General features: G+C 67.4%; 27 protein-coding genes. 20 read left to right on the forward strand and 7 right to left on the reverse strand.

Going from position 1 to position 22,533, the window contains the following annotated elements; genetic code table 11:
- Positions 1-51: 51 nt before the first annotated feature.
- Positions 52-891, reverse strand: coding sequence for a MerR family transcriptional regulator (locus ABZ452_RS27280; protein ID WP_357948639.1), 840 nt, complete (start codon positions 889-891; stop codon positions 52-54).
- Positions 892-1,003: 112 nt separating this feature from the next.
- On the opposite strand from ABZ452_RS27280, the gene ABZ452_RS27285 reads away from it, so the two are divergent.
- Positions 1,004-2,548 carry a hypothetical protein gene (locus ABZ452_RS27285; RefSeq protein WP_357948641.1) on the forward strand — a complete coding sequence of 515 codons (1,545 nt, stop codon included), beginning with the start codon at positions 1,004-1,006 and terminating at the stop codon, positions 2,546-2,548.
- A 201-nt stretch (positions 2,549-2,749) separates the two neighbouring features.
- Positions 2,750-3,229 carry a GNAT family N-acetyltransferase gene (locus ABZ452_RS27290; RefSeq protein WP_357948644.1) on the forward strand — a complete coding sequence of 160 codons (480 nt, stop codon included), beginning with the start codon at positions 2,750-2,752 and terminating at the stop codon, positions 3,227-3,229.
- 226 nt (positions 3,230-3,455) lie between these two features.
- On the opposite strand, the gene ABZ452_RS27295 is transcribed toward ABZ452_RS27290, so the two are convergent.
- Positions 3,456-4,496: a DUF4034 domain-containing protein gene (locus ABZ452_RS27295; protein ID WP_357948646.1), complete on the reverse strand. Its 1,041-nt coding sequence runs from the start codon at positions 4,494-4,496 to the stop codon at positions 3,456-3,458.
- Positions 4,497-4,834: 338 nt separating this feature from the next.
- Complete coding sequence (locus ABZ452_RS27300) at positions 4,835-5,479, reverse strand: hypothetical protein (protein WP_357948648.1); 645 nt, start codon at positions 5,477-5,479, stop codon at positions 4,835-4,837.
- A 299-nt stretch (positions 5,480-5,778) separates the two neighbouring features.
- On the opposite strand from ABZ452_RS27300, the gene ABZ452_RS27305 reads away from it, so the two are divergent.
- The 4 genes from ABZ452_RS27305 to ABZ452_RS27320 all read left to right on the forward strand — a co-directional run bounded on the left by ABZ452_RS27305 (position 5,779) and on the right by ABZ452_RS27320 (position 8,565).
- Positions 5,779-6,249, forward strand: a complete 471-nt coding sequence (locus ABZ452_RS27305; protein ID WP_357948651.1) for a UPF0158 family protein — start codon at positions 5,779-5,781, stop codon at positions 6,247-6,249.
- Between the two features lie 140 nt (positions 6,250-6,389).
- Positions 6,390-6,890 carry a hypothetical protein gene (locus ABZ452_RS27310; RefSeq protein ID WP_357948653.1) on the forward strand — a complete coding sequence of 167 codons (501 nt, stop codon included), beginning with the start codon at positions 6,390-6,392 and terminating at the stop codon, positions 6,888-6,890.
- 558 nt (positions 6,891-7,448) lie between these two features.
- Complete coding sequence (locus ABZ452_RS27315) at positions 7,449-7,652, forward strand: hypothetical protein (protein ID WP_357948656.1); 204 nt, start codon at positions 7,449-7,451, stop codon at positions 7,650-7,652.
- Positions 7,653-7,881: 229 nt separating this feature from the next.
- Positions 7,882-8,565: a hypothetical protein gene (locus tag ABZ452_RS27320; RefSeq protein ID WP_357948658.1), complete on the forward strand. Its 684-nt coding sequence runs from the start codon at positions 7,882-7,884 to the stop codon at positions 8,563-8,565.
- A 169-nt stretch (positions 8,566-8,734) separates the two neighbouring features.
- Here the strand turns inward: ABZ452_RS27320 and ABZ452_RS27325 are convergent, their stop codons facing one another.
- Positions 8,735-8,860 (reverse strand): hypothetical protein, encoded by a 126-nt coding sequence (locus ABZ452_RS27325; protein ID WP_357948661.1) that lies wholly within the window; start codon positions 8,858-8,860, stop codon positions 8,735-8,737.
- 456 nt (positions 8,861-9,316) lie between these two features.
- Between ABZ452_RS27325 and ABZ452_RS27330 the strand changes: the two genes are divergently transcribed.
- The 4 genes from ABZ452_RS27330 to ABZ452_RS27345 all read left to right on the forward strand — a co-directional run bounded on the left by ABZ452_RS27330 (position 9,317) and on the right by ABZ452_RS27345 (position 12,256).
- Positions 9,317-9,940, forward strand: a complete 624-nt coding sequence (locus ABZ452_RS27330) for a hypothetical protein (protein ID WP_357948665.1) — start codon at positions 9,317-9,319, stop codon at positions 9,938-9,940.
- Between the two features lie 179 nt (positions 9,941-10,119).
- Complete coding sequence (locus ABZ452_RS27335) at positions 10,120-10,500, forward strand: barstar family protein (RefSeq protein ID WP_357948668.1); 381 nt, start codon at positions 10,120-10,122, stop codon at positions 10,498-10,500.
- Positions 10,501-10,669: 169 nt separating this feature from the next.
- A complete protein-coding gene (locus ABZ452_RS27340; RefSeq protein ID WP_357948671.1) occupies positions 10,670-11,650 on the forward strand; it encodes a hypothetical protein in 981 nt (326 codons plus the stop codon).
- Between the two features lie 165 nt (positions 11,651-11,815).
- Positions 11,816-12,256 (forward strand): VOC family protein, encoded by a 441-nt coding sequence (locus ABZ452_RS27345; protein ID WP_357948673.1) that lies wholly within the window; start codon positions 11,816-11,818, stop codon positions 12,254-12,256.
- A 47-nt stretch (positions 12,257-12,303) separates the two neighbouring features.
- Here ABZ452_RS27345 and ABZ452_RS27350 read toward each other — a convergent pair whose 3' ends face one another.
- On the reverse strand, positions 12,304-12,507 hold the full coding sequence (locus tag ABZ452_RS27350; RefSeq protein WP_357948676.1) for a hypothetical protein: 204 nt from the start codon (positions 12,505-12,507) through the stop codon (positions 12,304-12,306).
- A 74-nt stretch (positions 12,508-12,581) separates the two neighbouring features.
- The gene (locus ABZ452_RS27355) at positions 12,582-13,454 is read right to left on the reverse strand and encodes a YwqG family protein (protein ID WP_357948679.1); all 873 of its coding nucleotides are present in this window, start codon (positions 13,452-13,454) and stop codon (positions 12,582-12,584) included.
- A 202-nt stretch (positions 13,455-13,656) separates the two neighbouring features.
- Between ABZ452_RS27355 and ABZ452_RS27360 the strand changes: the two genes are divergently transcribed.
- The 10 genes from ABZ452_RS27360 to ABZ452_RS27405 all read left to right on the forward strand — a co-directional run bounded on the left by ABZ452_RS27360 (position 13,657) and on the right by ABZ452_RS27405 (position 21,364).
- The gene (locus ABZ452_RS27360; RefSeq protein WP_357948682.1) at positions 13,657-13,851 is read left to right on the forward strand and encodes a DNA-binding protein; all 195 of its coding nucleotides are present in this window, start codon (positions 13,657-13,659) and stop codon (positions 13,849-13,851) included.
- A gap of 192 nt (positions 13,852-14,043) precedes the next feature.
- On the forward strand, positions 14,044-14,535 hold the full coding sequence (locus ABZ452_RS27365; RefSeq protein ID WP_357948684.1) for a hypothetical protein: 492 nt from the start codon (positions 14,044-14,046) through the stop codon (positions 14,533-14,535).
- A 378-nt stretch (positions 14,536-14,913) separates the two neighbouring features.
- Complete coding sequence (locus ABZ452_RS27370; protein WP_357948686.1) at positions 14,914-15,753, forward strand: helix-turn-helix domain-containing protein; 840 nt, start codon at positions 14,914-14,916, stop codon at positions 15,751-15,753.
- A gap of 63 nt (positions 15,754-15,816) precedes the next feature.
- Positions 15,817-16,398: a dihydrofolate reductase family protein gene (locus ABZ452_RS27375; RefSeq protein ID WP_357948689.1), complete on the forward strand. Its 582-nt coding sequence runs from the start codon at positions 15,817-15,819 to the stop codon at positions 16,396-16,398.
- A 170-nt stretch (positions 16,399-16,568) separates the two neighbouring features.
- The gene (locus tag ABZ452_RS27380; RefSeq protein ID WP_357948691.1) at positions 16,569-16,808 is read left to right on the forward strand and encodes a hypothetical protein; all 240 of its coding nucleotides are present in this window, start codon (positions 16,569-16,571) and stop codon (positions 16,806-16,808) included.
- Between the two features lie 84 nt (positions 16,809-16,892).
- Entirely contained in the window at positions 16,893-17,393 is a 501-nt protein-coding gene (locus ABZ452_RS27385; RefSeq protein ID WP_357948694.1) for a hypothetical protein, read from the forward strand.
- A gap of 196 nt (positions 17,394-17,589) precedes the next feature.
- Positions 17,590-18,564, forward strand: coding sequence for a HEAT repeat domain-containing protein (locus ABZ452_RS27390; protein ID WP_357948697.1), 975 nt, complete (start codon positions 17,590-17,592; stop codon positions 18,562-18,564).
- Between the two features lie 222 nt (positions 18,565-18,786).
- Positions 18,787-19,671, forward strand: coding sequence for a DUF1963 domain-containing protein (locus ABZ452_RS27395; RefSeq protein ID WP_357948700.1), 885 nt, complete (start codon positions 18,787-18,789; stop codon positions 19,669-19,671).
- 303 nt (positions 19,672-19,974) lie between these two features.
- Entirely contained in the window at positions 19,975-20,502 is a 528-nt protein-coding gene (locus tag ABZ452_RS27400; protein WP_357948702.1) for a 2'-5' RNA ligase family protein, read from the forward strand.
- Positions 20,503-20,584: 82 nt separating this feature from the next.
- The gene (locus ABZ452_RS27405) at positions 20,585-21,364 is read left to right on the forward strand and encodes a transposase (protein ID WP_357948705.1); all 780 of its coding nucleotides are present in this window, start codon (positions 20,585-20,587) and stop codon (positions 21,362-21,364) included.
- A gap of 183 nt (positions 21,365-21,547) precedes the next feature.
- Here ABZ452_RS27405 and ABZ452_RS27410 read toward each other — a convergent pair whose 3' ends face one another.
- Complete coding sequence (locus ABZ452_RS27410) at positions 21,548-22,471, reverse strand: EamA family transporter (protein ID WP_357948708.1); 924 nt, start codon at positions 22,469-22,471, stop codon at positions 21,548-21,550.
- Between the last annotated feature and the right edge of the window lie 62 nt (positions 22,472-22,533).

Raw genomic sequence — 22,533 nt, forward strand, 5'->3', positions numbered from 1 at the left:
GGACTCCCCCGAGCACGCTCCCGCTGCCGCTCGGCCGCCGCCCCGCAACCGTCAGGGGCGCACGACCCCGAGCTGGAACTCGTGCACCCAGTTCGCCGGGTTCTCCGGGTCGAACTCGAGGCAGACCTCGCGGGCGTACCCGACCGGCGTGTAGCCGTTGTCGTCGATCCACCTGGCCAGGATCTGCATGCTGCGGAACGCCTCGTCCATCGGGCCCCGGTGCACGATAGTGGCGGCGGCCTCGATCCCGGGCAGGTCGAGGATGTCGAGCGTGCCGTCGCCGGCCGGCGTGCCGGCGGCCACCTCGACGGCCGCGTGCACCCGAACCTCCTGACCGTCGCCGTCCGCGCCGGGTTCCGGCACGTAGTAGGCGATCGGCGAACCGGTCACCGTCGCGCCGGTCTGGTTCAACCGCCGCCACATCTCCTGGTACAGCGGCCCGATCACCGGCCCGATGTCCGGGCCTTCGTAGCTGGCGGCCACCGCCGAAAGCTCGGCGACGCGCGCCTGCGGGATGCGCTTCAACACGACGTCTTCAGTACTCATGTGCCCCTCCTGTTCGATCATGCGCAGCCGCGCCGAGATGCCGGCCAGCCGGGCGGCATCGGCCCTGAGCTGCTCCTCCAGTTGTGCGCGCCGCAGCCGGAGCATGCCGTGCAGCTCCTCGACGGTGACCTTGTCGTCGAGGATGTCGGCAACCTGCGCGAGCGTGAGTCCCAGGTCCTTCAGGGCGATGATCCGGTTGAGCCGGCGCAGCTGGTCGGCGCGGTAGTGGCGGTACCCGCTGCCCGGATCCGTCGCGGCGGGCCACAGGAGGCCGATCGCGTCGTAGTGGCGCAGCATCCGCACCGACACGCGGCCCAGTGGGGCGAATTCTCCGATGCTGAACACCGCCTCATCCTGCGGCCTGACACGGTGTCAGGGTCAACACCGGACGTGGCAATGGACCCTCCGTCGATGCCGTGGCTCGCAAGCCTGATCATGGCGGCCGTAGGATCGCGGAGTGGACGACGTGGCCGGCGCGGATCGTCGATCTCCGGGGTCGGGGACCGGCTGGGCGCGGCTGGCAGTCAGTCACTGCCAGTACCAGGTGTTCACCGCGCCGGGTGAGTTCGGCCTGAGGATCTACACGCTCGGTGACGACCTGCTGCACGTCGGCGGGCCGAATGAGTTCACCGGCTTCTGCGGCATACACACCGGCTGGATCGAGGCACGCGTACGCGTGGTGCCCGGGCCTCCGGCGGCGGTCGACGTCGGCTGGGAGGCGATCAGTGAGGCGACCCTCTGGAGTCCCAGCGGCCGGCTGTCGGTCGTCGGCCTGATGGGCGGCACCGCGGAGGCCCTCACCGACATCGCCGTTCCCCGCGGGCTGATCCGGGTGCGGGTGCACGCGCGCGACCGCTTGCACGAGTCCGTACGCACCGACGACGACCCGCCCGAGCGGCACGAGCTGCACATCTGGGCGGTGTCCGAAGAGACGCCATGGCGTACGGTGCTGGCCGACCCGCGAGGCCGTGACTGGGAGCAGAAACCGGCCAAGGCCGCCGAGTGGGCCATGCTGTCCCTGGTACCGCGACCGTCCGGTCGCCCGGCCATCCTGCCTCCGCCGCCACCCGACCTGTACGAGGACGACTCCGGCCTGCCCCGCGTAACGGTGGTCCGCCACCGGCCCGCGCCGGTCGAGATCTCCGGGGAGACGCTGCCCGCCGGCGACCTGGAGGTCCGGTTGGATCGGGTCGACGACGAGACCCTCACGTGGTCGTGGGCGGCCGCCGACGAGCCGATCTTCCCTCAACCGCTGGACACGCTGCCCGACGACGAGCCGAGCATCGTGCGGCTGACCTCCGGCCCCGACGGCTTCACCCTGCGGCACGAGGGAGTCCTGGGCCGGCACGCCTTCGCCCTCGGCCTGCTCTGGGAGCACCTGCTCGACACCGTGGGGTCGTACCCGTGGATCGAGACGTTGCGTGGGCAGGCCGCCGAGGCGACCGCGCGAGCCGAGGACGCCCGCCGCCGGAAGGCCGCACGCGACGCCGAGCAGTGGGGAGGTGCTCCGCCGTCGGACCGGGTCCGTGGGCTCGTCAGCCAGGCGCGATCCCTGGCCCGGATCGACCGCCCGCTGCTCGACCGGATCGACGCGCTGCCCGCCACCCGTCAGCGTGAGGCAGCCCGCTGGGCGGCTCGCCGCGCGATGCGGGTCGCCGGCCTGGAACGGATCGAGTGGGTCGCCGACGCGCTCGCCGCCGCCGAGGCCGACCGCCCACTGCCGCCACTCTTCACCGAGCGGAGTGGTGGCGCCGCGTTCAACCGGCTCCTGTCCGATCCCGAGACGCCGCACACCACCATCACGCTCCACCTGCCCGCGAGGGCGTCCGGCACACGTCGCGTCACCGATGCGCTCCAGCAGGCCGCCGCGTTTCCCGCACTGATCGCGCTGGCGAATGACGATCCGCTGGTCGCCGCGATCGACGCCGTCTACAACGCGGCGATCGCCCACGGCGACGACCGCGACCGCTTCCTCACCGAAGCCCACACAGTCGTTCGCTGAGACTTCGAGTCCGCACGCGAGGTCAAAGGCCACGCCCGAACACCGTGCTGCAACCTACGGAGCCGAGTCGACGAACGCCCCGACGCCGAATGACGGAGCGTCGCTCGCGCTCTCGGGCCGAGATGGATGGATGCGGCCGACGTGATGCTCGCGCGGACAGCGGGGGCAGCCGTCCACCGAATGGTGTGGGACCATCACGCGGTGCCTGAGTTGATCGTGCGGGACATGACGAGGGACGAGTTCGAGCAGTGGCGCGACCGCACCATCCGAGTATTCGCGGATGAGCAGGTAGCAGCCGGAAGCTGGCCCGCGGACGAGGCGCTCGGGTTGGCCGCCAAGGCGAACGACGTCCTGCTGCCGGACGGCTTCGCGACTGCCGGAATGCTGTTCCTGAGGGCCGTGCTTCCCGACGGCAGCTGTGTCGGCGTGTCGTGGCTGGGCTTGACGCATCCGCGCGGCGCGCCCGACTGTGCGTTCATCTACGACATCGAGGTCGACGAGGCGTACCGCGGAGCCGGCTACGGACGCGCGCTCCTGGCCGCTGCCGAGGACGCGGTGCGATCGCGTGGTGTGGGTCGCCTGGAGCTCAATGTCTTCCGCGACAACGCCCGGGCGATTCGGCTGTATGAGACTTCCGGCTATCGCGTCGTGACACAACAGATGCGTAAATCGCTCGATTGACCAAGAGTCAGACCGGCGGCCGCCCCCGGTGCACTGAGCTGCCGCTGACCGCGCGCCGGTGAGCGTCCGCTCGTGCCGATGTACCTGCACTGGTGCCGCCAGATCATGGTCGTCGTTGCCGCCGATCGACCGGGGGCACCGATACCTCGGGCACGGCCGAAGGGCAACCATCCTTGCCCGGATGATTGCCCTTCGACCGGCGCACGGTTCCCGACTGAGTGGGTGGTCAGGCAGCGCGGCGGGCGCGGCGGCGGGCCCGCATGAAGGCTGCGTCGCCGCGCACGTCGCCCCACCAGGACCATGGAACGCTGGTCACATACCGGCCGATCGACGCGAAGGCCGGCGCTGCGTCGGCGTCGCGGCCAGTGCGGGCCAGCCCGTAGGCCAGGAAGTTCACGTCGTTGAGCCAGTCGGCGTGCCGGGTGGCCGGCTGGTGGAACCACCGGGACAGCGCGTTGTCGAGATCGGACTGCATGACCGGATCCTGCCGCCACCGCTGGCCGATCTCGTCGGCCGTGCTGCCCGGAGCCTCGCGTTCCTGCTCCCACAGCGCCCACTCGGCGGCGGCCCGCACCGGCAGCAGATGCAGCGGTGAGCCCGCAGGCGCTTCGGCGGCGACCGACCGGGCGAAGCCGAACATCGCCTCGTGCGAGCCGCCCCATTTCCGGCAGTGGGATTTCAACTTGAGTATGTGCCCCGCACGATTCCAGGGGTCCCGCCGGGTCAGCTCACGCCACGTCTCCTCGATGTCCTCCTGTGGCGCGCTCTGGTCGATCATGAGTTCCAGCCGATTCGCCCACGGCGTGGGATCCTCGGGCGCGAGCCGCATTGCCAGGTCGTTCACCTGACCGGCCAGGTGCAGCAGGCGGTGGAACTCGGCCCACTGCCCGCTACGGACGTTGGCGGCCCAGTCCCCGCCGCGCACCTCCCAGGCTCGTGCCGACAGGGACTGCGCACGGACGAGCTGAGCATCCGGATTGCTGGGCGAGCTCGCTGCCCAGCGGTCGGTCCAGGCGGCCTCGGTGTCGACCCGGCCGGTCGTACGGTCGACTCGGGATCCCAGCCCACCCGCGGTCGATTCGGCCAGCACGCGGACGTAGCGTGCCCGACGGTCATAGTCACCCCGGGTGGCAGCCAGAGCCTTACGGGCCGGCCCGGTTTCGGTGCCGTACCGCGCTTGCATGCACGCCTCGCGCAGCACGGCGTCGTCCTGCGCCAGGTTGGTATCGATCTGGCGGGTGAGCAGCCGCCACAGGGTCGAGATCATGATCAAGGATGATAGGCGTCCGCTGACGTCCGCCTCAGCCCTGGACCGGTCTCGCGCGAGCCTTTCACGCTGCTGTGCCGCGTGCCCTCAACAGTCCTCGGCACGTAGCACGAAACGGGCTGAGGAACGGGAGGAACCGCCACCGGAGCACGGCCGACGCCTCAACGCCTCCTTGCCATCGTCCGTGCCGCCACGGTCACTGCCGCTCGACGCCACATAACGGCCGCCCAGTCCGGACCGTCATCGCCGACGGTGCTCCCCCGCCTCGACATCGGCTTCCGTGACGCTCAGGTCAAGATCTTCCGGCGTATCCGGATCTGCCGCAGTTTGAGGTGTCGTTACGAGCGGACGAGATCGTAGGCCCGCGCCAGGTCGTCACCCCAGGACATGGCGTGGTCACGCACAAATGCCCGATACAGCCGGTCCCGAACCGTCTCACGGCGCAGCCAGGCGGCCAGCGTGGCCGGCCTCCGGTCCGCGAAGTTGAGCCCGTTCACGGTGTCGGCCAGGTGGCGATCTGCCGCCGAGCTGAGCGTGAGGTTCCACATGTCGAGGAATCGCGTGACGTTCTCGCCGCCGGCGACGACCGCGTCGAGGAAGGTGGTCGGGTCGAGGAACGACCCGACCTGCGACGGGTACGTCGCCAGCAACGACCTCCACACCGCATCCAGGTAGCCGTCAATGGCGTCCTGCTCGGCTTCGGGCCAGGTGCGCCACCGCTCACGAGGCAGCTTGCCCAACACGATCGCTGGGTCGAGTTCCGTGGAGGTGACCATGCTCTCCAGCAGCAGGGGCAGCAGGCTCTTCAGGTCGTCGCGGCTGCCGACCGTGTTGCCGAGGCTGACGGTCAGCGAGAACAAGTCATGATCGTCGACCGGTCTCGGCCCCCGGCAATGCGGGCAGCCATCGAGCAGCGTCCTGCCCGGGTACCGGGCAAACGCCTCCCGGAGTCGTGCTGTCGCCGCAAACAGATCGCCGTTCACCGGCCGATCCTCGCAGCCCGCGCCGGCTCGACATCGGCGACCTCGGCGAGGGTCACGGCCGCCATGTCGTGCGCGTGCGCGGCAAAGAAGGCAAAATGCCGCCTCCTCGTCCCGCTGTCGCCAGCAACGGCCAGGGTTTTCGACCCGGGCGTGGACGACCGCGCTGGTGGGACTGACCGGCGGCACTGCGTCAGTTGCTCAGACAACGAGACGACGTCGGTTGATGAGCTGCGCACATCTGCCGCTGGTCGCGCGGTCGCTGGTGGATGCGCGGATGGAAGCGGGTTTATGGTGGCCGGATGCTTGACCTGAGCAGGCTAGACCTGGAGGAGATCGCCACCGCGCTCCAGGACCAGACCGACTACGAGCATCGATGGCTGATCAACCCGCAGACTGGCGAGATCGTGGTCTGGACGACGGACGGCGGCCTCGACGGGCACACGCCCGTCGACCTAGACGAACTCGACCTGGTGGGCATCGACCCGCTGCCGTCCTACGTCTGGTACCAGGACATGGCCGACTTCGCTGAGAGGATCAGTGACGCGGCGGCCGGCCGCCGACTGGCGCGAGCTATCCAGGGCAAGGGTGCCTTCCGCCGGTTCAAGGACGAGTTGCACGAGGAGTATCCGCACCTGCTGCCGGCGTGGTACGCCTTCCGCCATGTGCGCGCAAAGCGGCGGGCGATTGAATGGCTGGTCGACAACTCGCTGGTCGACGACGAAACGGGCGAGCGATTCATGGCCGAGGACCGAGATCCCGACCTTCCATAAGCTGACGCCCGGGCCGCGCGACTTCCTGCACGACGAACGCACGCATCTGCCGCAGACGGCGCGCCCGGTCAGCGTCCGCTCGTGCCGATGAGCGCGTCACTATGCTGTCGCACCAAGCGTTAGGTGGGGAGGCCGTTGGGGTGTCGGCGATTGCATCGCTGTACGTGCTCGATCGAGACCGGGTGGTGGAACTGGCGGGTCTGGTCGATCGGACGTCGTGGTGGGCTCGGTTGCCTCGCTCCAGCGCCACCACCGACCGAAACGCCGCGTTCTTTCAGGTACTGGCTGAGCATGCACTCCACGTGCGGCCTGGGTACGAGTGGTCGGGACACTGCATGCTGGCGCTGGTGGACTATCTACAGCGTCACGGCGTACGACTGCGGCGCTCGGATCTCAGAGCTGAGTCGTCGGCCATCAACAGGGTCTACGGCGAGACACTCCTGCTCACCCCGGTGCACAAGAAGTATCTGGGCAAGCTCGCTCCCGACGCGCATCGCGAAGACGAGCTCCGGGCCTACTTCGAGAACAAACGTCTCGGATTCGAGGAGGCCGGGATGGCGGCCATGGATGGCCTGGAGCTTCTCCACGACACGTTGTCCGGATTGCAACCGGACGAGGTCCTGCTGCTCAACGTCGGCTAGGCTCGCCCACTGCAACGCACTCATTTGCCGAATTGAGTGCGCCATCAAGGAGCTTCGTCAGTCCAACTGATTTCAATTTTGTCCGGTGGCGTTACGAGACAGATCTTTGGGACGTCGGGAAGCTCTGTTGCAGTTCACGCCGCACCGTCACGCAATAACGGGGGCGCAAGACAGCTGTCAGGAATCCGACACGACTCACATTTTCGCCCTCATCGTGCGGCACACTTCGTGGCCGTGATCGATGTCGTTTTGGACGTACTTCCCGTGATAATTTCGTCCGTCGCCTTGGCGGTGGCCGTAGTCGCCGGACGGCGACAATGGCGTTCTGCAAGAAACGCGAACGCTGTAGCGGCAGTTTTAAAGCTATTCGAGGAATATCGGACAGACGAGCTAAGGTCGGCGCGACGAGCGGTCTTTCAGATGGAAGATCTTCCCGTCGGCGCTGCGCCAGCGCTAAGGAATCTACCTGACGACCTTAGGGCGCCTAGCGAACGAGTCGCCCAGTATTTCGATCATGTTGGCCTTCTAGTGGGACATCGACTGGTACCCGCCAGACCCATGATCTCCTTCTTCGGATTCGGCTGCGCAGCATTGTGGAAAAAACTTGAGCCCTGCATCATTGCCGAACGCGAATTGCGAGACGTCGGCTACTACCTAGGGTATTTCGAAGGCTTTGCGGTGCTCTCCGAAAAAATCGGCGCCGACGAGATGAACCGTAACGTCACAATTCATATGCGTTCCGGAAGAATGCGGCTTGAATGAGCTGGTCCGGCAGAAACCTGCCGGATGGGGGACGCTGACCACCGCCAGCGGCGCTGTAGGTGTACGGATCTGCCGAGCTGATGGTGCTGCGTGCAGACAGGGGCATCACAATCCGTGTTGAGGCCAAGCCCCTCGGTTGGCTGCCGACCTGATCAGCAGCATGACGGCACTGCGTAGCGAGACTGCGTGCGGGGCCAGAGTCGCTGGACTGTACCCCTACCCTCGGATCATGAACTCACCGGGCAGCAGGTGGAACATCAACCTCGACAACGAGGCCAACGACGCGGCCGTGCTCTTTTCCCATGGCCTAGCGATCACCGAGAACATCACCCGTGACTACACCGCCGCCGCCGTCGCCGCCATGTCGCTGCTCGCCCTCGGCGCCGAGAAGCTGCTCAAGCTGACGATCGGGCTCGCCCATCTCGACAGCGGCAATCCGTGGCCGAGGCAGGGATACATGAGGCGAGACATCGGCCACCGCGTGGCGACTGCCGACAAGACGGCTCGTGACCTGCTCAACCTGAACAGCGGAACTGCGCCAGGCGATGTGCAAGAGAAGGCTGCACGGGTTGACGGCGACAAGATTCTAGCAGTCGCGCTAGCTGCACTTGAGCGCTTCGGTGACGCCGGTCGATTCTACTTCCTTGACTCGTTAGGTGAACAGCCGCAGATGGGGCGTGCACCGCATTTTCTGTGGCTGGATATGGTCAGCGAGATCATGACCGCAGAGCCGGGCCTGGTACCCAAAATCAACACGGAGGAGGAGTTCCGGCAGGCGCGAGCCAGCATCAACCAGGTGATTGTGGGCTCGTTGACTGGCTGGTGGGACTTCTATCGGTCGGTGTGGACCACCGGTGTAGTCGGGGAGCAGGCAAAGGGGTTCTCCTCGACAATCCGTCTGGCCACTCGGTAGGGGGAGCGCCTCGTCGGTTCAGCCGTGGACGATGCGGCAAAAGCACACCGACGTCCTCTTCTGCCGCCGTTCGTGCGCGCAGCAGGTGGCCGCTCCTCACGGTCCGTGACCGGCCCGGTGGAGCCGATGATGTCCGCAACTGTCGATGAGCGTGCATCGGCGCGCACGGTCAGGCGGTCGTTCCCGGCCACTGGGCGACGAATGCTGCGCCGGGAATCCTGTCGTCGACGAGCAGACCGACGAACTCGTCGAGCATTACTTCGAGATCGTCGTGGCCGGTAAGTTCGTAGCGCATGTTGACGATCCTGTCGTCAGCCAGGCGGACCGTGTCCAAGTCCGCCTCGCCGCTGAGCCAGATCGTGACCTGAGCGAGCCACGCCGAAGCCTCGAAGTCGACGCTTACGACCGGCTTGCCCTAGTTCGGTTGGATTGGGCGAGCGTGCCAGCGCATCTCAAGTCGCGCCCAAGTCTCGGCACGGGCCGTAACCGCAACGGACAGCGCTTCGAGCGGAAACGTCACGCGCGCAACTATCGCACGCCGGGCCCTGGCCGCCGCTGACATCCGCATCTGCCGCCGACCTGGCGCTACGTCTGGTAAACCGTCGCCTGGCGGGCTGCGCCGCCCGCTCGTGCCGACGAGCGGGTGCTCCGGGTTCATCCGGACCATCGAGTACGAGACCATCGGGCAGTGTCTGACAGCCACAACGGGGCAAGCGATCACTTGGAATCTTGTCGTACTAGTCTTCGCCGCATGGCCTTGCGACCGGACGAGTTCTATGACCACGCAGTCGCCGTCGCGGACAGCGAGCGCCGGCTCCCGTTGGCACGTATGACGGGATGGGAGATCAGTCCGTTCGAGCCGGACGGACTTCGCGTAGCGCCGTTGCGCCCGCCGGTGCTCCCGGAGCCCGCGCGCCACGGCGAGGATCCGTCGGACTGCAACGCCTGCCGCGACCGGGACGAAGGGATCTGGTTCAACGATCACTGGCGGCTGGTCCGGATTCCGGGAGTGGGCGTCCCGCTGGTGCTCATGCTGTATCCGCGCGCCCACTACGACATGGCGGATCTACCTGACGAACTGGCCGCCGAACTGGGGCTATTGAGCACTCGCATCGTCCGCCACATGCAGGCACTGCCGCACATCTCGCGGGCCCACGTCTACCGCATCGGAGATGGTGGCGCCCACCTGCACGTCTGGTTCTTCGCTCGGCCCGAAGGACAGGCCCAATTGTACGGGTCGTGGCTGGTCGTCTGGGACGACCTGCTACCGGAGTACCCAGCGGACGTCGCAGAAGCTGACGCTCAAATCGTGGCAGACGCGTTGGTCGCGTCCCACGGAGGCCACCGGTCGCCCACCAGCAAACCGGCCGCCTGACCGGCCTGATCCATGACCCGGATGTCACCGTCACGGCTGTTGCCACCGCCGCCGTGCGGATTGGCCAAGGTCACGTATCCGGATCTGCTGCTGACCGCGCTGCATCGCTTGACCATGGGCCGAGCGTGAGGGAAGACGGTTAGCTTGCCTCGCGGTCGGGGGACGCCGACACTTGCCGCGTGACGACGGTGTACGCAATCGACGGGAGGCGGGTGCAGACGCTGGAGGACTTCTGGCGAGTGATCGGCGAAGCCGTGAATGGTCCGGGCGGGCACTTCGGCCGGAACCTCGACGCGCTCCACGACTGTCTGCACGGAGGGATGGGCGCCCCCGAGGACGATGACTACGTCTTCGAGTGGCGTCACCACGAGGTTTCCAGGCGCAATCTTGGATACACCGAGACGGCGAGACAGCTGAAATTCCGGCTCGATCGCTGCCACCCGTCGAATCGGCCCTTGGTCAAAGCTGATCTCAGGGCCGCGAGGGCTGGAACAGGTCCGACCGTCTTCGACTGGCTTACTGGCATCCTTGACGAGCACGGCAAACTTCGTCTGGCATAGCGCTACTGCGGCTCAGGATCGGGGTAGGGGCCCTCGACCCGTCTGTTGACCATCTCCTCCTGGCCGACGATGCGCTGGGTCTGTTGGCCCGTCGAGAACATCCGCATCTAGCCGCGATCCGCGCAGGTACCCCCGAACGGCCTCGCCGAGTTGGCTCTAGGCTGCTGCGATGCAACCCCGCTTGATCAACCAGGTGCGGCTGCCCGGCATTCGGAATGTCACGCAGGCAACCGGCCTTGGCTGGGTGGTCACCGAACACAACAGCGTCACTGTGAACCTGATCGACCACGAGCTGCGTCGCGCGGCGCGACTTGCGGTACCCCTCGACGACCCGCAGATGAACGTCGCTGCCACTGATCAACTCGTCGCGGCGGGCGATGAACATCAGATCGTCGCTCTTGACCACCACGGCGCAGTTCATTGGCGCAGCACCTGGGATCGGCTCGGCGGCAGCGCCGGCGCAGACTTCCACCTGGACGGCGAGCACATCCTCTGGGTTCGTCTGGCCGACACCAGGGAACTTGTCGCCATCCATGCCACGACCGGCAAGGAGCTCCATCGCACGCCGCTGCCCGGCCCCGAGGCCGCCATGTTCGTGCACCGACCCGTGGACACCTGGACCGGCTTGACGCTGCTCCATCCTGACCCGTCACCCGCCATGCTCGTCGGTCTGGACGCCGAACACATCGTGCTGCGACCGTTGGCCGGTGACGACCTCGCTGCTTTCAGCCCGGCAGGGGACCAGTACCTGACCGTGGCATTCGGCGGCTTCCTGTCCGTTCGCGACGTCACCGCCGACACCGTGATCGCGGAGCGACACCTCGAAGATCTGCCGGGCCTGCCACCATGCCACGCGAGCTGGCGACACCTGGACCGGGCCGTGTTCCTCACCGACGAACTGATCCTGATCGACGTCAGCACCGCAGACCTGCCGGACGACGCCGAGGACCATCTACTGCTGTCGGCGCGCGGCCTCAGGTGCCGCTCCCAGGTGCGGTATCCGCACCCCCACAGATCCGGCGCCGTCCACCCCACACAGCAGCCAGGCCGATGGCTCACCCGCCATCACGAGGAGGACCAGCTCCGGCTGTGGCAGCTTGACGGTCGCCTCGAGGATGAGCCGCTGCCAGGTCAAATCGCGCTGCTCTGACCACAGCCCTGCCGCCGGCCAAGCTCCGTTCGGGGAAGACCAAAACCCCGGAACCGTCACGTAGACGTTCGCACGGTGATGACCGGCATCCTGGGTTGACCTCGGTACTGTGAACGCCGCAGGCCGTGGCAGAACATGGTCGATACGACGACGGGAGCACGGTCCATGGCATATGTACGACGCTTCGACCACGTCGGCATCACCGTCGCAGATCTCGATGTCGTGACGGCCTTCTTCGTGGCGCTCGGCTTGGAGGTCGAGGGCAGGACGTTCGTCGAGGGCGAGTTCTTGGAGACGGTCTGCGGCATTCCCGACTCCCGCACCGAGATCGTCATGCTGAAGTCGCCCGACGATGGTGCCCGCCTGGAGCTCGCGCGCTTCGTGCGGCCCGACTCCGTGCCGGGCTCGCCGGCCGCCATGGCCAACGAGCTGGGTTTGCGCAACGTGTCCTTCGAGGTCAACGACTTGCAGGCCGCTGTCGATTGGGCAGCGAGCGAGGGCTACGGACTGGTCGGCGGCATCGGCGAGTACGAGGGTGCTTGGCGGATGGCCTACATCCGAGGGCCTGAGGGGATCATCGTCTCGCTGGCCGAGCGCCTCGGCTGAGCTCGCTACGCGGGCATCTGGCGCTGTGCGCGCCCGACCCCGACGAACTAGAGGTGGTCGCAGTACGGAGAGCAACGACGGCCAAGGGCGTGACCCAGGTCCCGCAGAAGGGTGCCCAGGCGCTCGGCCTCCTCGGCAGTGGGCGGAGTGATCGCTGCGCCGGCCGCGATGTGCTCTCCGGCCTCGTACAACGCGACGTACAGATCTTCGGCGGTTGCGCGGTCGAGCCGCAGAACGATGTCATCCCCCATGCGCAGACCCTAATCGCACGTCGCGCGGCACCGGCTGGCCAAGGTCGGGTGCACGGACCCGCCGCAGACCGCGGTCAGCAGCACTGCCAGGTGAACATGGCTCGGTCGAATCGCCGGGCAGCGAGGTCGTCGGGTCGGATGAGCCAGTAGAGCATCCCGACGTCGCCCCACATCATGTTCGCGTTGTCGTCGCTGTCGAACTGGGCCAGCAGCAGCCATCGGCTGGCCTCGGAGGCGAGTGCGGGGTCTTGCCAGTCGACGCTGCCACCCAGTGCCGCCTGCGCGACCTCGTACTCGACGTCGCCCTGCACCGGCGAGGCGTAGCCGCCGAGTTGGTGCAGCGGGCCCTCGCCACAACTGATCGCCGAACAGAACTCCTGGCGTCGAAGCGGATGCTCCGGTTCTGCCGCCTGGCTGAACCCGGTCCCGAACGCGTCGTGCAGCACGGGATGGTCGTACGAGGGCGCCGTCGACACCGCACGCGAGGCGAGCCGAATGCGCTTGTAGGGTTCGATGCCCTCGGGAGTCGCCCGCTGCGCACTGGCTTCGCCGGCAGGCACGTACACGACGCGGGCGCCGGCCTGAGACTCCGGATCGCTGACGAAGACCATCGCATCGCCGTCGTCGTACTGGCCGTCGAAGTAGAAGAACAGAAGCCGGCCGTCGACCGGCAGCCCCATCTCGCTGGCCACCGGTGGCAGCGCTGCGCAGTCGACGGAGGCGATGAAGCTCAACGGCCCGTGCCCCTCCCAGACCGGCCACGCCACGTCGTCGGGCAGCTCCGGCTCACCGCCCAGGTATCCGACCGCAGGCCCGTTGCCGTCGCCGTCGCCGTCGCCGTCAATGATCAGCCGGATTCCCGGCCGCAGCAGCGACATCCAGGTGTCGGCGACGCCTGCCGGTAGGTGCTCACGGGCAGCCGCCGCAAGATCAGTCTGGCTGGTCATGCCGAGCATCATGCCACCGCACACCGACACCGACGTCGGTGCTGGCCCGCCCTGGCCTCACCGTCGGCCCGGCCCCGCTGCCGGCCGAGCCACTACCGGGTCAGCCGGCCGAGGGTCGGCCTCCATAGAGGTAGGGCTCACCTCATCCTCATCTGCTGCGACGAGCGCATCGGGCGTGGGATCGGCGGTCTAGCATCGAGCGGTGGATTCGTCCCTTGACACCTTGCCGAAGATCGGCGCACCGGCGACGCGGGCGCTGAACGCCGCCGGCTACACCGCGCTGCGCCAGCTCGCGGGTGTGCCGCGCGCAGAGCTTGCCAGATTGCACGGCATGGGTCCGAGAGCACTGAACATCATCGAGGCCGCCCTCGAACAGCACAACCTACGGCTGACCTGACGCCAGCCGGACGCGCCACGTGGAACCGCCACACGAATCACATCTGCCATCACGCCACGTTGCGTTGATCGAGTAATCGAACCTCCTTCCCTGGGGGGAGGTGAGTCCCCCGAGGAGGGGAGGCGTCCTGGCGCCCAAGTCGACGATCTTGGTGGCATGAGAGTTCACGGCAGCGCTCGATGGGCGTACGGCATGGTCGCGTGGCTGGTCTTCTTCGTCGTGTCCCACGTGGTAGTGGTGATCTTCCCCGGTGACGATCCGACCGGTGACGGGCCGTGGGATCTGAGGGCGTACGTGATCTTCAACATCGTTCTCATCCTCATGGCGGCCGTCGGGACGGCTGTCGTGATGGCCACCGTCCGGCCATGGGGACGACGTGTCCCTCGGTGGGTGCTCCTCACGCCGCTGTGGTTCGGCAGCACGCTACTCGTCGTCCGAGGCGTTCCTGGGATGGCCGAAAACCTGCTCATGGCTACCGGTATCCGCCGAGGCGGTTTTGTGGGGGCGGAAGACATCTCCACGGCTGAGCTCTGGGCCGGCCTTGGGATCAACACCTATTTCTTTGTCGGTGCGGTGCTGCTCGTGGTGACGACGGTCTCCTACGTCCGCCGATCACGAGTCCGCCGCCAGCCAGAAAGTCCGTCGGAGTTCAGAAGCGCCGGCCTTCGTCACACCAACTCGTGACTCGGGTCGCGGGCACAGGCAGGCGTCTGGCTAGGTTGCAGGAGGTGTCCCAGACCTGCTCGCGGCAATTCGTGTCGATCAGACCGTGCTCGTCGTCGATCACGTTGAGGTCGGCGACGAGGCCACGCGAAGCACGTTCGGCGGCGTTCGAGCCGATCGGGTGCCTCGGGTGCGATGGCGTTCGACGGCGCGCCGAGCCCGGTTGTATGCGCCCTTCAAGCGTGCTCCACCGCGGTCGCCGTTGTGCCGCCAAGGCTCTTAACAACGTGGGGTGTAGTTGGGGACCGAAGTGCGCCAGGGCGCCCGTCAGGGATCGGCGCCGGCTCGATGCTGGCGGCGGCGCGTGATGCCGGATGGGCCGTCGGCGATAATGTCGGCGTGGAGTATGTGTCCAGAATGCCCGGTCCGCCGCTGGACGGGCTGATCGACGACCTCTACTACCTGGAGGGCGCCCCGCCGTACTCCCGGTTGATGCTGCCGGCGGCGCCCGCGCCATTGCTCATCGTCAACCTCGGGGCGCCGTTTCTCATCCGCGCAGGCACCGACGTAGACGCTGTGGAGTACGCCGACGGCTGCGCGGTTAGCACACCCACGCGTGCGTGGGAGTTCAGCTACCCAACCCCGACCCGGTCCGTGGGCGTCCACTTCAGGCCGTGGGGCCTGGCACCGTTCCTTTCGATGCCCGCGTTCGAGTTGTGCGACCGACCTGCGACGGTGGAGCAGATCTGGGGCCAGCCCGCTATCGCTGAATTGCGACACCGACTGACCTTGACGGACGCACCGCACGAAATGCTGATGTTGCTCGAGGAGGACCTGGTGCGACGGCTGCGGGTGATCGACGGTCTTGACCTGGTCCGCCAAATGAGCAGCGCCGTCGCGGCGACAGGCGGGACAGTGCCGATCAGCGACATCGGTGTGGCGGCCCGCGCCAGCAGCACGTATTTGGCGAAGCGGTTCAAGGCCGTAGTCGGTGTCACGCCAAAACGGCTGGCTCGCAGCTACCGCTTCAGCTCCACCGTGTTGGCGCTCGACGTCGCTGCACCGATCGACTGGGGAGACGTTGCCGCTGGCGCGGGCTACTTCGACCAGGCCCACTTCGTGCGCGAGTTCCGGGAGTTCACCGGGCTCACGCCGACCCGGTACGCCGAAGTCCGGCGCCGGTTCCTGCGCGATCATCCCGACCACGTCCTGGACGGCTGGCCGCTCCCAGCCGATTGATTTCGTACAAGAGCGACAGCTCACGCCGCACAAGACTTGGGATTCCAGACAGAGGAGGATCCCATGGGGAAAGTGGTCATGAACGCGTCGGTTTCGGTGGATGGTTTCATCGCGGCTGAGAACGACGATCCCGGTCCGATCTTCGAGTGGCTGGTCAGCGGTGACGTGCCGTTGGACGAGAGTGGCGTTCTGAAGGTGTCGCAGGCTTCGTTCGACTACGTCCGGCCGTACTGGGACGAGGTCGGGGTGACCATTGCCGGCCGTCACGCCTTCGACATCACCGACGGGTGGGATGGGACGCCTCCGAGTGGGATCGACCAAGTGGTCGTGGTGAGTCACCGGGGTGCGCCCGAGGGCTGGGACCTCCAAGCGCCGTTCCACTTTGTCGACGGCATCGAGGCGGCCGTGGCCAAGGCGCGGGAGCTTGCGGGTGACCGCACTGTCGAGTTCGCTGCTGGCGACGTCGGCGGCCAGGCGCTCGCGGCAGGTTGGGTCGACGAGGTACGCATGGACGTCGCACCCGTCGTGCTCGGGTCCGGTAAGCGCTACTTCGGCTCCGTCGACGCGCAGCACCTGCTGGAAGGCCCAGACGTAGTTGTTCAGGGCAACCGGGTGCTTCACCTGCGCTATCGGGTGCGCCGTTGACCGATCTGAGTCCCTGCTCGAGACCGGCGGCTTCAGACCTCAACTACACCCTCATCTGTGATGAGCTTGCATCCGGACGTGCCGAGAACAGTGCGTCAGACCAGTCCACGGAACCGCTTCGCCCGGTAGGCACCTTCGACCTGACAGTCGGTCCCGCTCCACACTTCAACATGGCACTCGCGGATGACCTCTCGGACTGGACCGACTGGGATGGAGCGGCGTTCGCGCTGGGAAGGACACTTGGCCTGTTCGCAGGCTGTGACTTCGTCGAGGTGAAGCATGTCTTCTGGACCAGCGGCGCGTTGGGCGACGGGCTCCATGACGCACTGCTGGCTCTCTCCGAAGCGGGCGTGCTCGATCGTCGCGAAGTACCCGACGAGCAGTTCCGCTGGCACCAGACGACTGTCTGAGCCGGAGTTCCGGTCGGCATCCGGATCTGCCGATGAGCGCGTCACTATGCTGTCGGACCAACCGCTAGGTGGGGAGGCCTTTGGGTGTCGGCGATCGCATCGCTGTACGTGCTCGATCGAGACCGGGTGGTGGAACTGGCCGGTCTGGTCGACCGGACGTCGTGGTGGGCTCGATTGCCTCGCTCCAGCGCCACCACCGACCGAAGCGCCGCGTTCTTTCAGGTCCTGGCTGAGCATGCACGTCCCGTGCGGCCTGGATACGAGTGGTCGGGATACTGCGTGCTGGCGCTGGTGGACTACCTACAGCATCGCGGCGTACGACTGCGGCGCTCGGATCTCAGAGCTGAGTCGTCGGCCATCAACAGGGTCTACGGTGAGACACTCCTGCTCACCCCGGTGCACAAGAAGTATCTGGGCAAGCTCGCTCCCGACGCGCATCGCGAAGACGAGCTCCGGGCCTACTTCGAGAACAAACGTCTCGGATTCGAGGAGGCCGGGATGGCCGCCGTGGACGGCCTGGAGCTTCTCCACGACACGTTGTCCGGGTTGCAGCCGAATGAGGTCCTGCTGCTTAACGTCAGCTAAGGCTCGCCCACTGCAACGCACTCATCTGCCGCCGACCGCGCGCCCAGCTGCTACCGCCCGACTCTGCCGGGATGCGTGCGCCGGACATTGGAATCGGCGCGGTGACGACGGAGATACGCTGGCCCCCGCCATGCGGGCGTTGGACCGGCGGGAGACAGGTCCCGGTCTACGCTCCACCTCAGGCTTGGAGGTCCCGGTGACACTGGCCGACCTGTTCCGGTACGCCGACGGCACGCTGGATGATGATCCGTGGCCGCTCGTGCGGGAGTTGGCGGCGAGCGGTGATCGCTCGGCGGCAGCGTCCGTGCAGGCCGCGCTGGAACGCTACGCGCGCGAGCGCAACTGGTATGGCCGGGACCTGATGGCGCACGTGTTGGCCGGACTGTCCGGGGCCGAGGTGTTCCCGCTGCTCCTGCGGGTTTTCGCTGGCGCGCTGCGCGGCGAGGACGACGATGACGGGGAACGACTGGGCAGAGCGTTGGGTGCGGTCATGCGAGCCGACCGGGCCGGCTGCCGGGCCGTCATCCTCCCGGTGCTCGCCAGCAATGATCCCGACTTGCGCAGAGCCGCGTTGTGGGCGCTGGGCTATGTGTTCGAGTCGTCCGACATGGGGACGCTGCGCGAGGCGCTGGCCGATCCCGATCCGGCAATCCGGCGGACCGCCGTTAACTCACTGCCGAGCGTGGCCGAGGACCCACAGGCATATGAGCTTGTCGTCGCGGCCTTGCAGGATCCGGACGCCTGGGTCCGGCACCATGCCGTGCTCCTGCTGGCCTGGTCGGCCCCGCCTGCGGTCGTGGATCATCTGGTTCCGCTGACCTCCGATCCCTCTTGGTACGTCCGATCCGCGCTGGGCCAGGCGATCGGCCGCAGGGCCGCGAACTCCGATCGCGCCGCCGCCGCAGCCGCCGCCCTGCGCAAGCTGCTCGCCGACCCCGAGTCGGCGGTGCGGTCTCACGCGGCCACCGGCCTTGGCCTGCTGGGCGAATCGCTCGACGCCCTCCAGTCCACGGCGGACGACCCAGACTGGTGGGTACGCGCTGCCGTCACGAATGCCCTCGCCGCCAACCTGCGGCGCTGGCCGCCCGCCCGTCCGCTGCTAGCCCAACTGACCGGCGACACAAATCCGACTGTGCGGGAAACCGCATCGAAAGCACTCCGCGCCTCCTAGTAACACCCGCCAAACCTGGTAACAGGGCATCCGGAAGCAGTCCACACCGGCCGACCCGGCGCGCGCTCACGCCGCGACGCGCGCGTCCGACCATGGTCTCCGAACGTCCGACTCTGCCGGGATGTGCGCACCCGATCACGGCGGCAACGATGCCGACGACAGCGCGTGCGGGCCGTGGGGCACCCGGTCGCCGGGCTCGCCCACGTGGCACCATGTTGCGCTATGGATCATCAGGGGCAGCTTCGTCGTGCAGCGCTCGCGTTGGGCATCCCGGACGACGAGGTCAGCCGGTTCATCCAGCACCTCCGTTTGTCGATCCGGTTGAGCGGAGGATCCAGCGGTGGTCCGGTCGGGCAGTTCGGTGGGTTGCCCCGGCTGCCGGTGGGCATGGACTGGCCGTCCGACGGGGTCAGTCCGTTGCCGTTCATCTTCTCGGTCGACTGTGCGGCGCTGCCAAGAGTCGACGGCTTCGGCCTGCCGGCAGACGGCTCGCTGCTGTTCTTCCTGAACCACGAGCAGGCCGCTGCCACCGGGGAGCGGCGGTACGGGCGGGTCGTGTATGTGCCGGCCGGCACCGAGACCGAGGTGGCGGCAGGATCCACCGACGACGCGTTCGTCGACAAGCAGTACGACGTCGGCGCCACGCTGCGCGCGGAGTTCCCCGATTGGTTCGGGGCCGACGACGAGGACGACGAGGACGAGGACGACCTGTCGCCTTTCCAGCAGCAGTTGGCCCGTGACCTCGAGCGTGACCTGCCGCACCTTGACGAACTCTGTGCTCTGGCCAACGATCTCTGGCCGCCTGACAAGGGGTACGCCAGCGCCTATATCGGCGGGTATGCCGACGAGGAGGTGATCAAGAGCATTGCGGAGCAGACCCTCGCGTGGCGCGAGAAGACCGGCGAGATCGTCATCCCGGTCGCGAAATGGTATTCCCATGTGGAGAAGGAGACGCACCGGCTGACGATTGAGTGGGTGTCGCTCGCCCGCTTTCCCGTAGAAAACGAGTTCTATTACCGGAGTGACGGGAGTTTCGTGATCCGTCACGACGACCTGGCCGCTGGCCGGCTGGACGAGGCGCTTTCCGTGGCTGAGTTGATCCCATAGAACACCGACGGCGCCGGATACGGCCACGATCTGCATTGCCTGCGATGCCGACGCCAGATGCTGGGCATCCGCCATTGCCGATGAGCGGTCTCCCGTGGACGGTCACCAACACGCCGAACATGGCCCGCAGATCGGACATAGGCAGCGCACGAGTGGGCGATTCCATGCATGCCACGGTATTGACCCTGGCTCACCTCATTGCTCGCCAACGTCAGCCGTCACCCAGGACTAAGGGTTGTCTCGCAGCTCTTCTGGTCACGAATCCCGGTGGACTGTCAGGAGCGATGATCAGAGACTGTGGCGATGGAGCCGACAGAGTGTGCGCTGATCGTCGCCGTGCCCGAGGCCGAACGGGCCGTGGGGCGCTTCCGGTCCGCTCTGGACATCGCGGCCAACTGGGGAGTGCCCGCTCATGTGACCGTGCTCTACCCGTTCTTGCCCCCAGACCGGATCAACGACGATGTGCTCGCCACCCTGAGCCAGATCTTCGAAGCCACACCGCGGTTCGATATCTCATTCGCGGAGGTCAAGTGGTTCGGAGACAACGTGGTCTGGCTCTCGCCACAGCCGGATGGCGGGTTGCGCCAACTCACCGCGGCCGTGTGGCTGCGATTCCCTGAGGCTCCGCCGTATGCCGGCGCCCATGCCGACGCCGTACCGCACCTAACCATCGGCCATGATGCCCCGAAGCACGTCCTGGCCCAAGCCGCCGAGGCTGTCGCCGGCCACCTGCCGATCCGCGCCACTGTCGAAGCGGTCCGGCTCATTGCCGGGGCGCCGGAACCCGACTCCTGGCACACACTGCGCGAGTTTCGGCTCGGCTCGGCATAGCGCCGCTGCATAGCTACGCCGCTCAGCCGACCCGTACTGACCCCACTCGGGACGGCACGTAGTGATCGGCAACGATGTCCGTGTGCAAACGATCACCGCGTCCCGATCAGACTGGATTCACCCGTTCACCGGCCTGTGCCCTACCCAGTTTCGGCGGCTGGTGCGCCTGGTTGCCGCCCGTGGCGGCTCCGCCATCGCCGATGGCCGCCCGGGCCGGCAATGGGCACTGAACCTCGCGGATCGGGTCTTGCTGGTCGCCGCGTATTGGCGCACAAACCTCACGATGCGCCAGCTCGGACTGCTGTTCGGCGTCTCACACTCGGCCGCGCACCGGGTCATCGACAGCCTCGGGCGTCTCTTGGCCCTCGCGCCGGTGCGCCGCCGGCCCAAGGACCAGATCGCCATCGTCGACGGCACCCCGGTACCCACCCGCGACCACCGCCTGGCCGCCCGGAGCAAGAACTACCGGTACTCGGCCAACCTGCAGGTCGCCATCGACGCCAACACCCGCCGGGTCATCGCCCTCGGCAAGCCGCAACCCGGCAACCGCAACGACACCGTCGCCTACCGCACCAGCGGAATCGCCACCGCCCTCGCCGGGCGGACGGTGATGGCTGATGGCGGCTACCAGGGCAACCCCGAAGTGATTATCCCCAACCGCAAACCTCGCGACGGCAGCCCACTACCGAAGTGGAAGGAACGCCTCAACGCTGAACACCGCGCCATCCGGGCCCGAATCGAACACACCCTCGCCCGGATGAAGACTTACAAAATCCTGCGCGACTACCGCCGCGCCGGCACCACCCTGGCCACCACCGCCGCCGGCATTGCCCACCTCCACAACATCGCCCTCGCCGGCTGACCGCCGGACAGCACCGGGGACGTTCGTCCCGCCCGAGTTACGAGACGTCGCTTAGAGGCACTGTCATGCCGCGATGCGGGCGCTGAGGTGTCGTGGATCGGATGGCGGATACGTGCCGACGGAGGACCCTGTGAGAGCCGGGAGGTGAGGGATTTCCTCCCGGCTGGTCGACCTAGCCGCGGATCAGGCGGTCGCGGCCGGGGCGTACTCGGGCTCGCGGCCCTCGCTCGCGGCCGTGGCGTTGCCGCGGTCCGTCATGGAACGGCGGACCACCAGCGCCAGCCCGGCGAGGATGACGGCGGCTGCGGCCAACTCGGTCGGGCCGACGGGCTCGTCGAGCAGCAGCCACGCCGCGCTGAGCCCGAAGACCGGCACCAGGAGGCTGAACGGCGCCACCCGCGCGATCGAGTACCGGGCGATCAGCCGGTTCCAGATCCCGAAGCCGACGAGGGTCGACACGTACGCGACGTATGCCACGGCGAGCAGCGCGCGCCAGGACATGCCGGTGATCGCATCGAGGACCGCCTGTGGGCCGTCGACCACGCCGGCCAGGCCGAGCAGCGGCAACGGCGGCACCAGGCTCGACCAGACCAGCAACGAGAGCGGGCGCGTCTCGCCGCTGGCACGCATGACCAGGTTTGCCACGGCCCAGCTGGCCGCCGCGAACAGCGTCAGCACGAAGCCGATCACCGTGGCGTCGCCGCCGCTGTCAATCGCCAGCACGCCGATCCCGACCGACCCGACCAGCACGCCGGCCACCTGCGCCCGTCCCGGCCGCTCGCCCAGCACGGCCGCCGCCAGCAGTACCGACATCAGCGCCTGCGCCTGCAGCACCAGCGAGGCCAGACCGGCCGACATGCCAGCGGCGAGCGCCGTGAAGAGCGCGCCGAACTTCAGGACGCCGAGCACCAGCCCGTAGGCGACCACGTAGCGCAGCCGGGCGCTGGGGCGCGGCACCAGGAAGACCAGCGGCACCGCCGCCGCGACGAAGCGCAGCGCGGTCAGCACGAGCGGCGGCAGGTCGCGCAGGCCCAGCTCGATGGCGACGAAGTTGACGCCCCAGATGGCGGCAACGAGCAGGGCGAGAAGTCGGTGCGATGCTTTCATGGCGACAACGCTGCCCGAGCGAACGCTTAAGGACCAGTTCAAAGTTCTTCATCGCTGTTGTA

It is taken from the genome of Micromonospora sp. NPDC005707 (assembly GCF_040631005.1).
In the GTDB taxonomy this organism is placed as follows: Bacteria; Actinomycetota; Actinomycetes; order Mycobacteriales; family Micromonosporaceae; genus Micromonospora.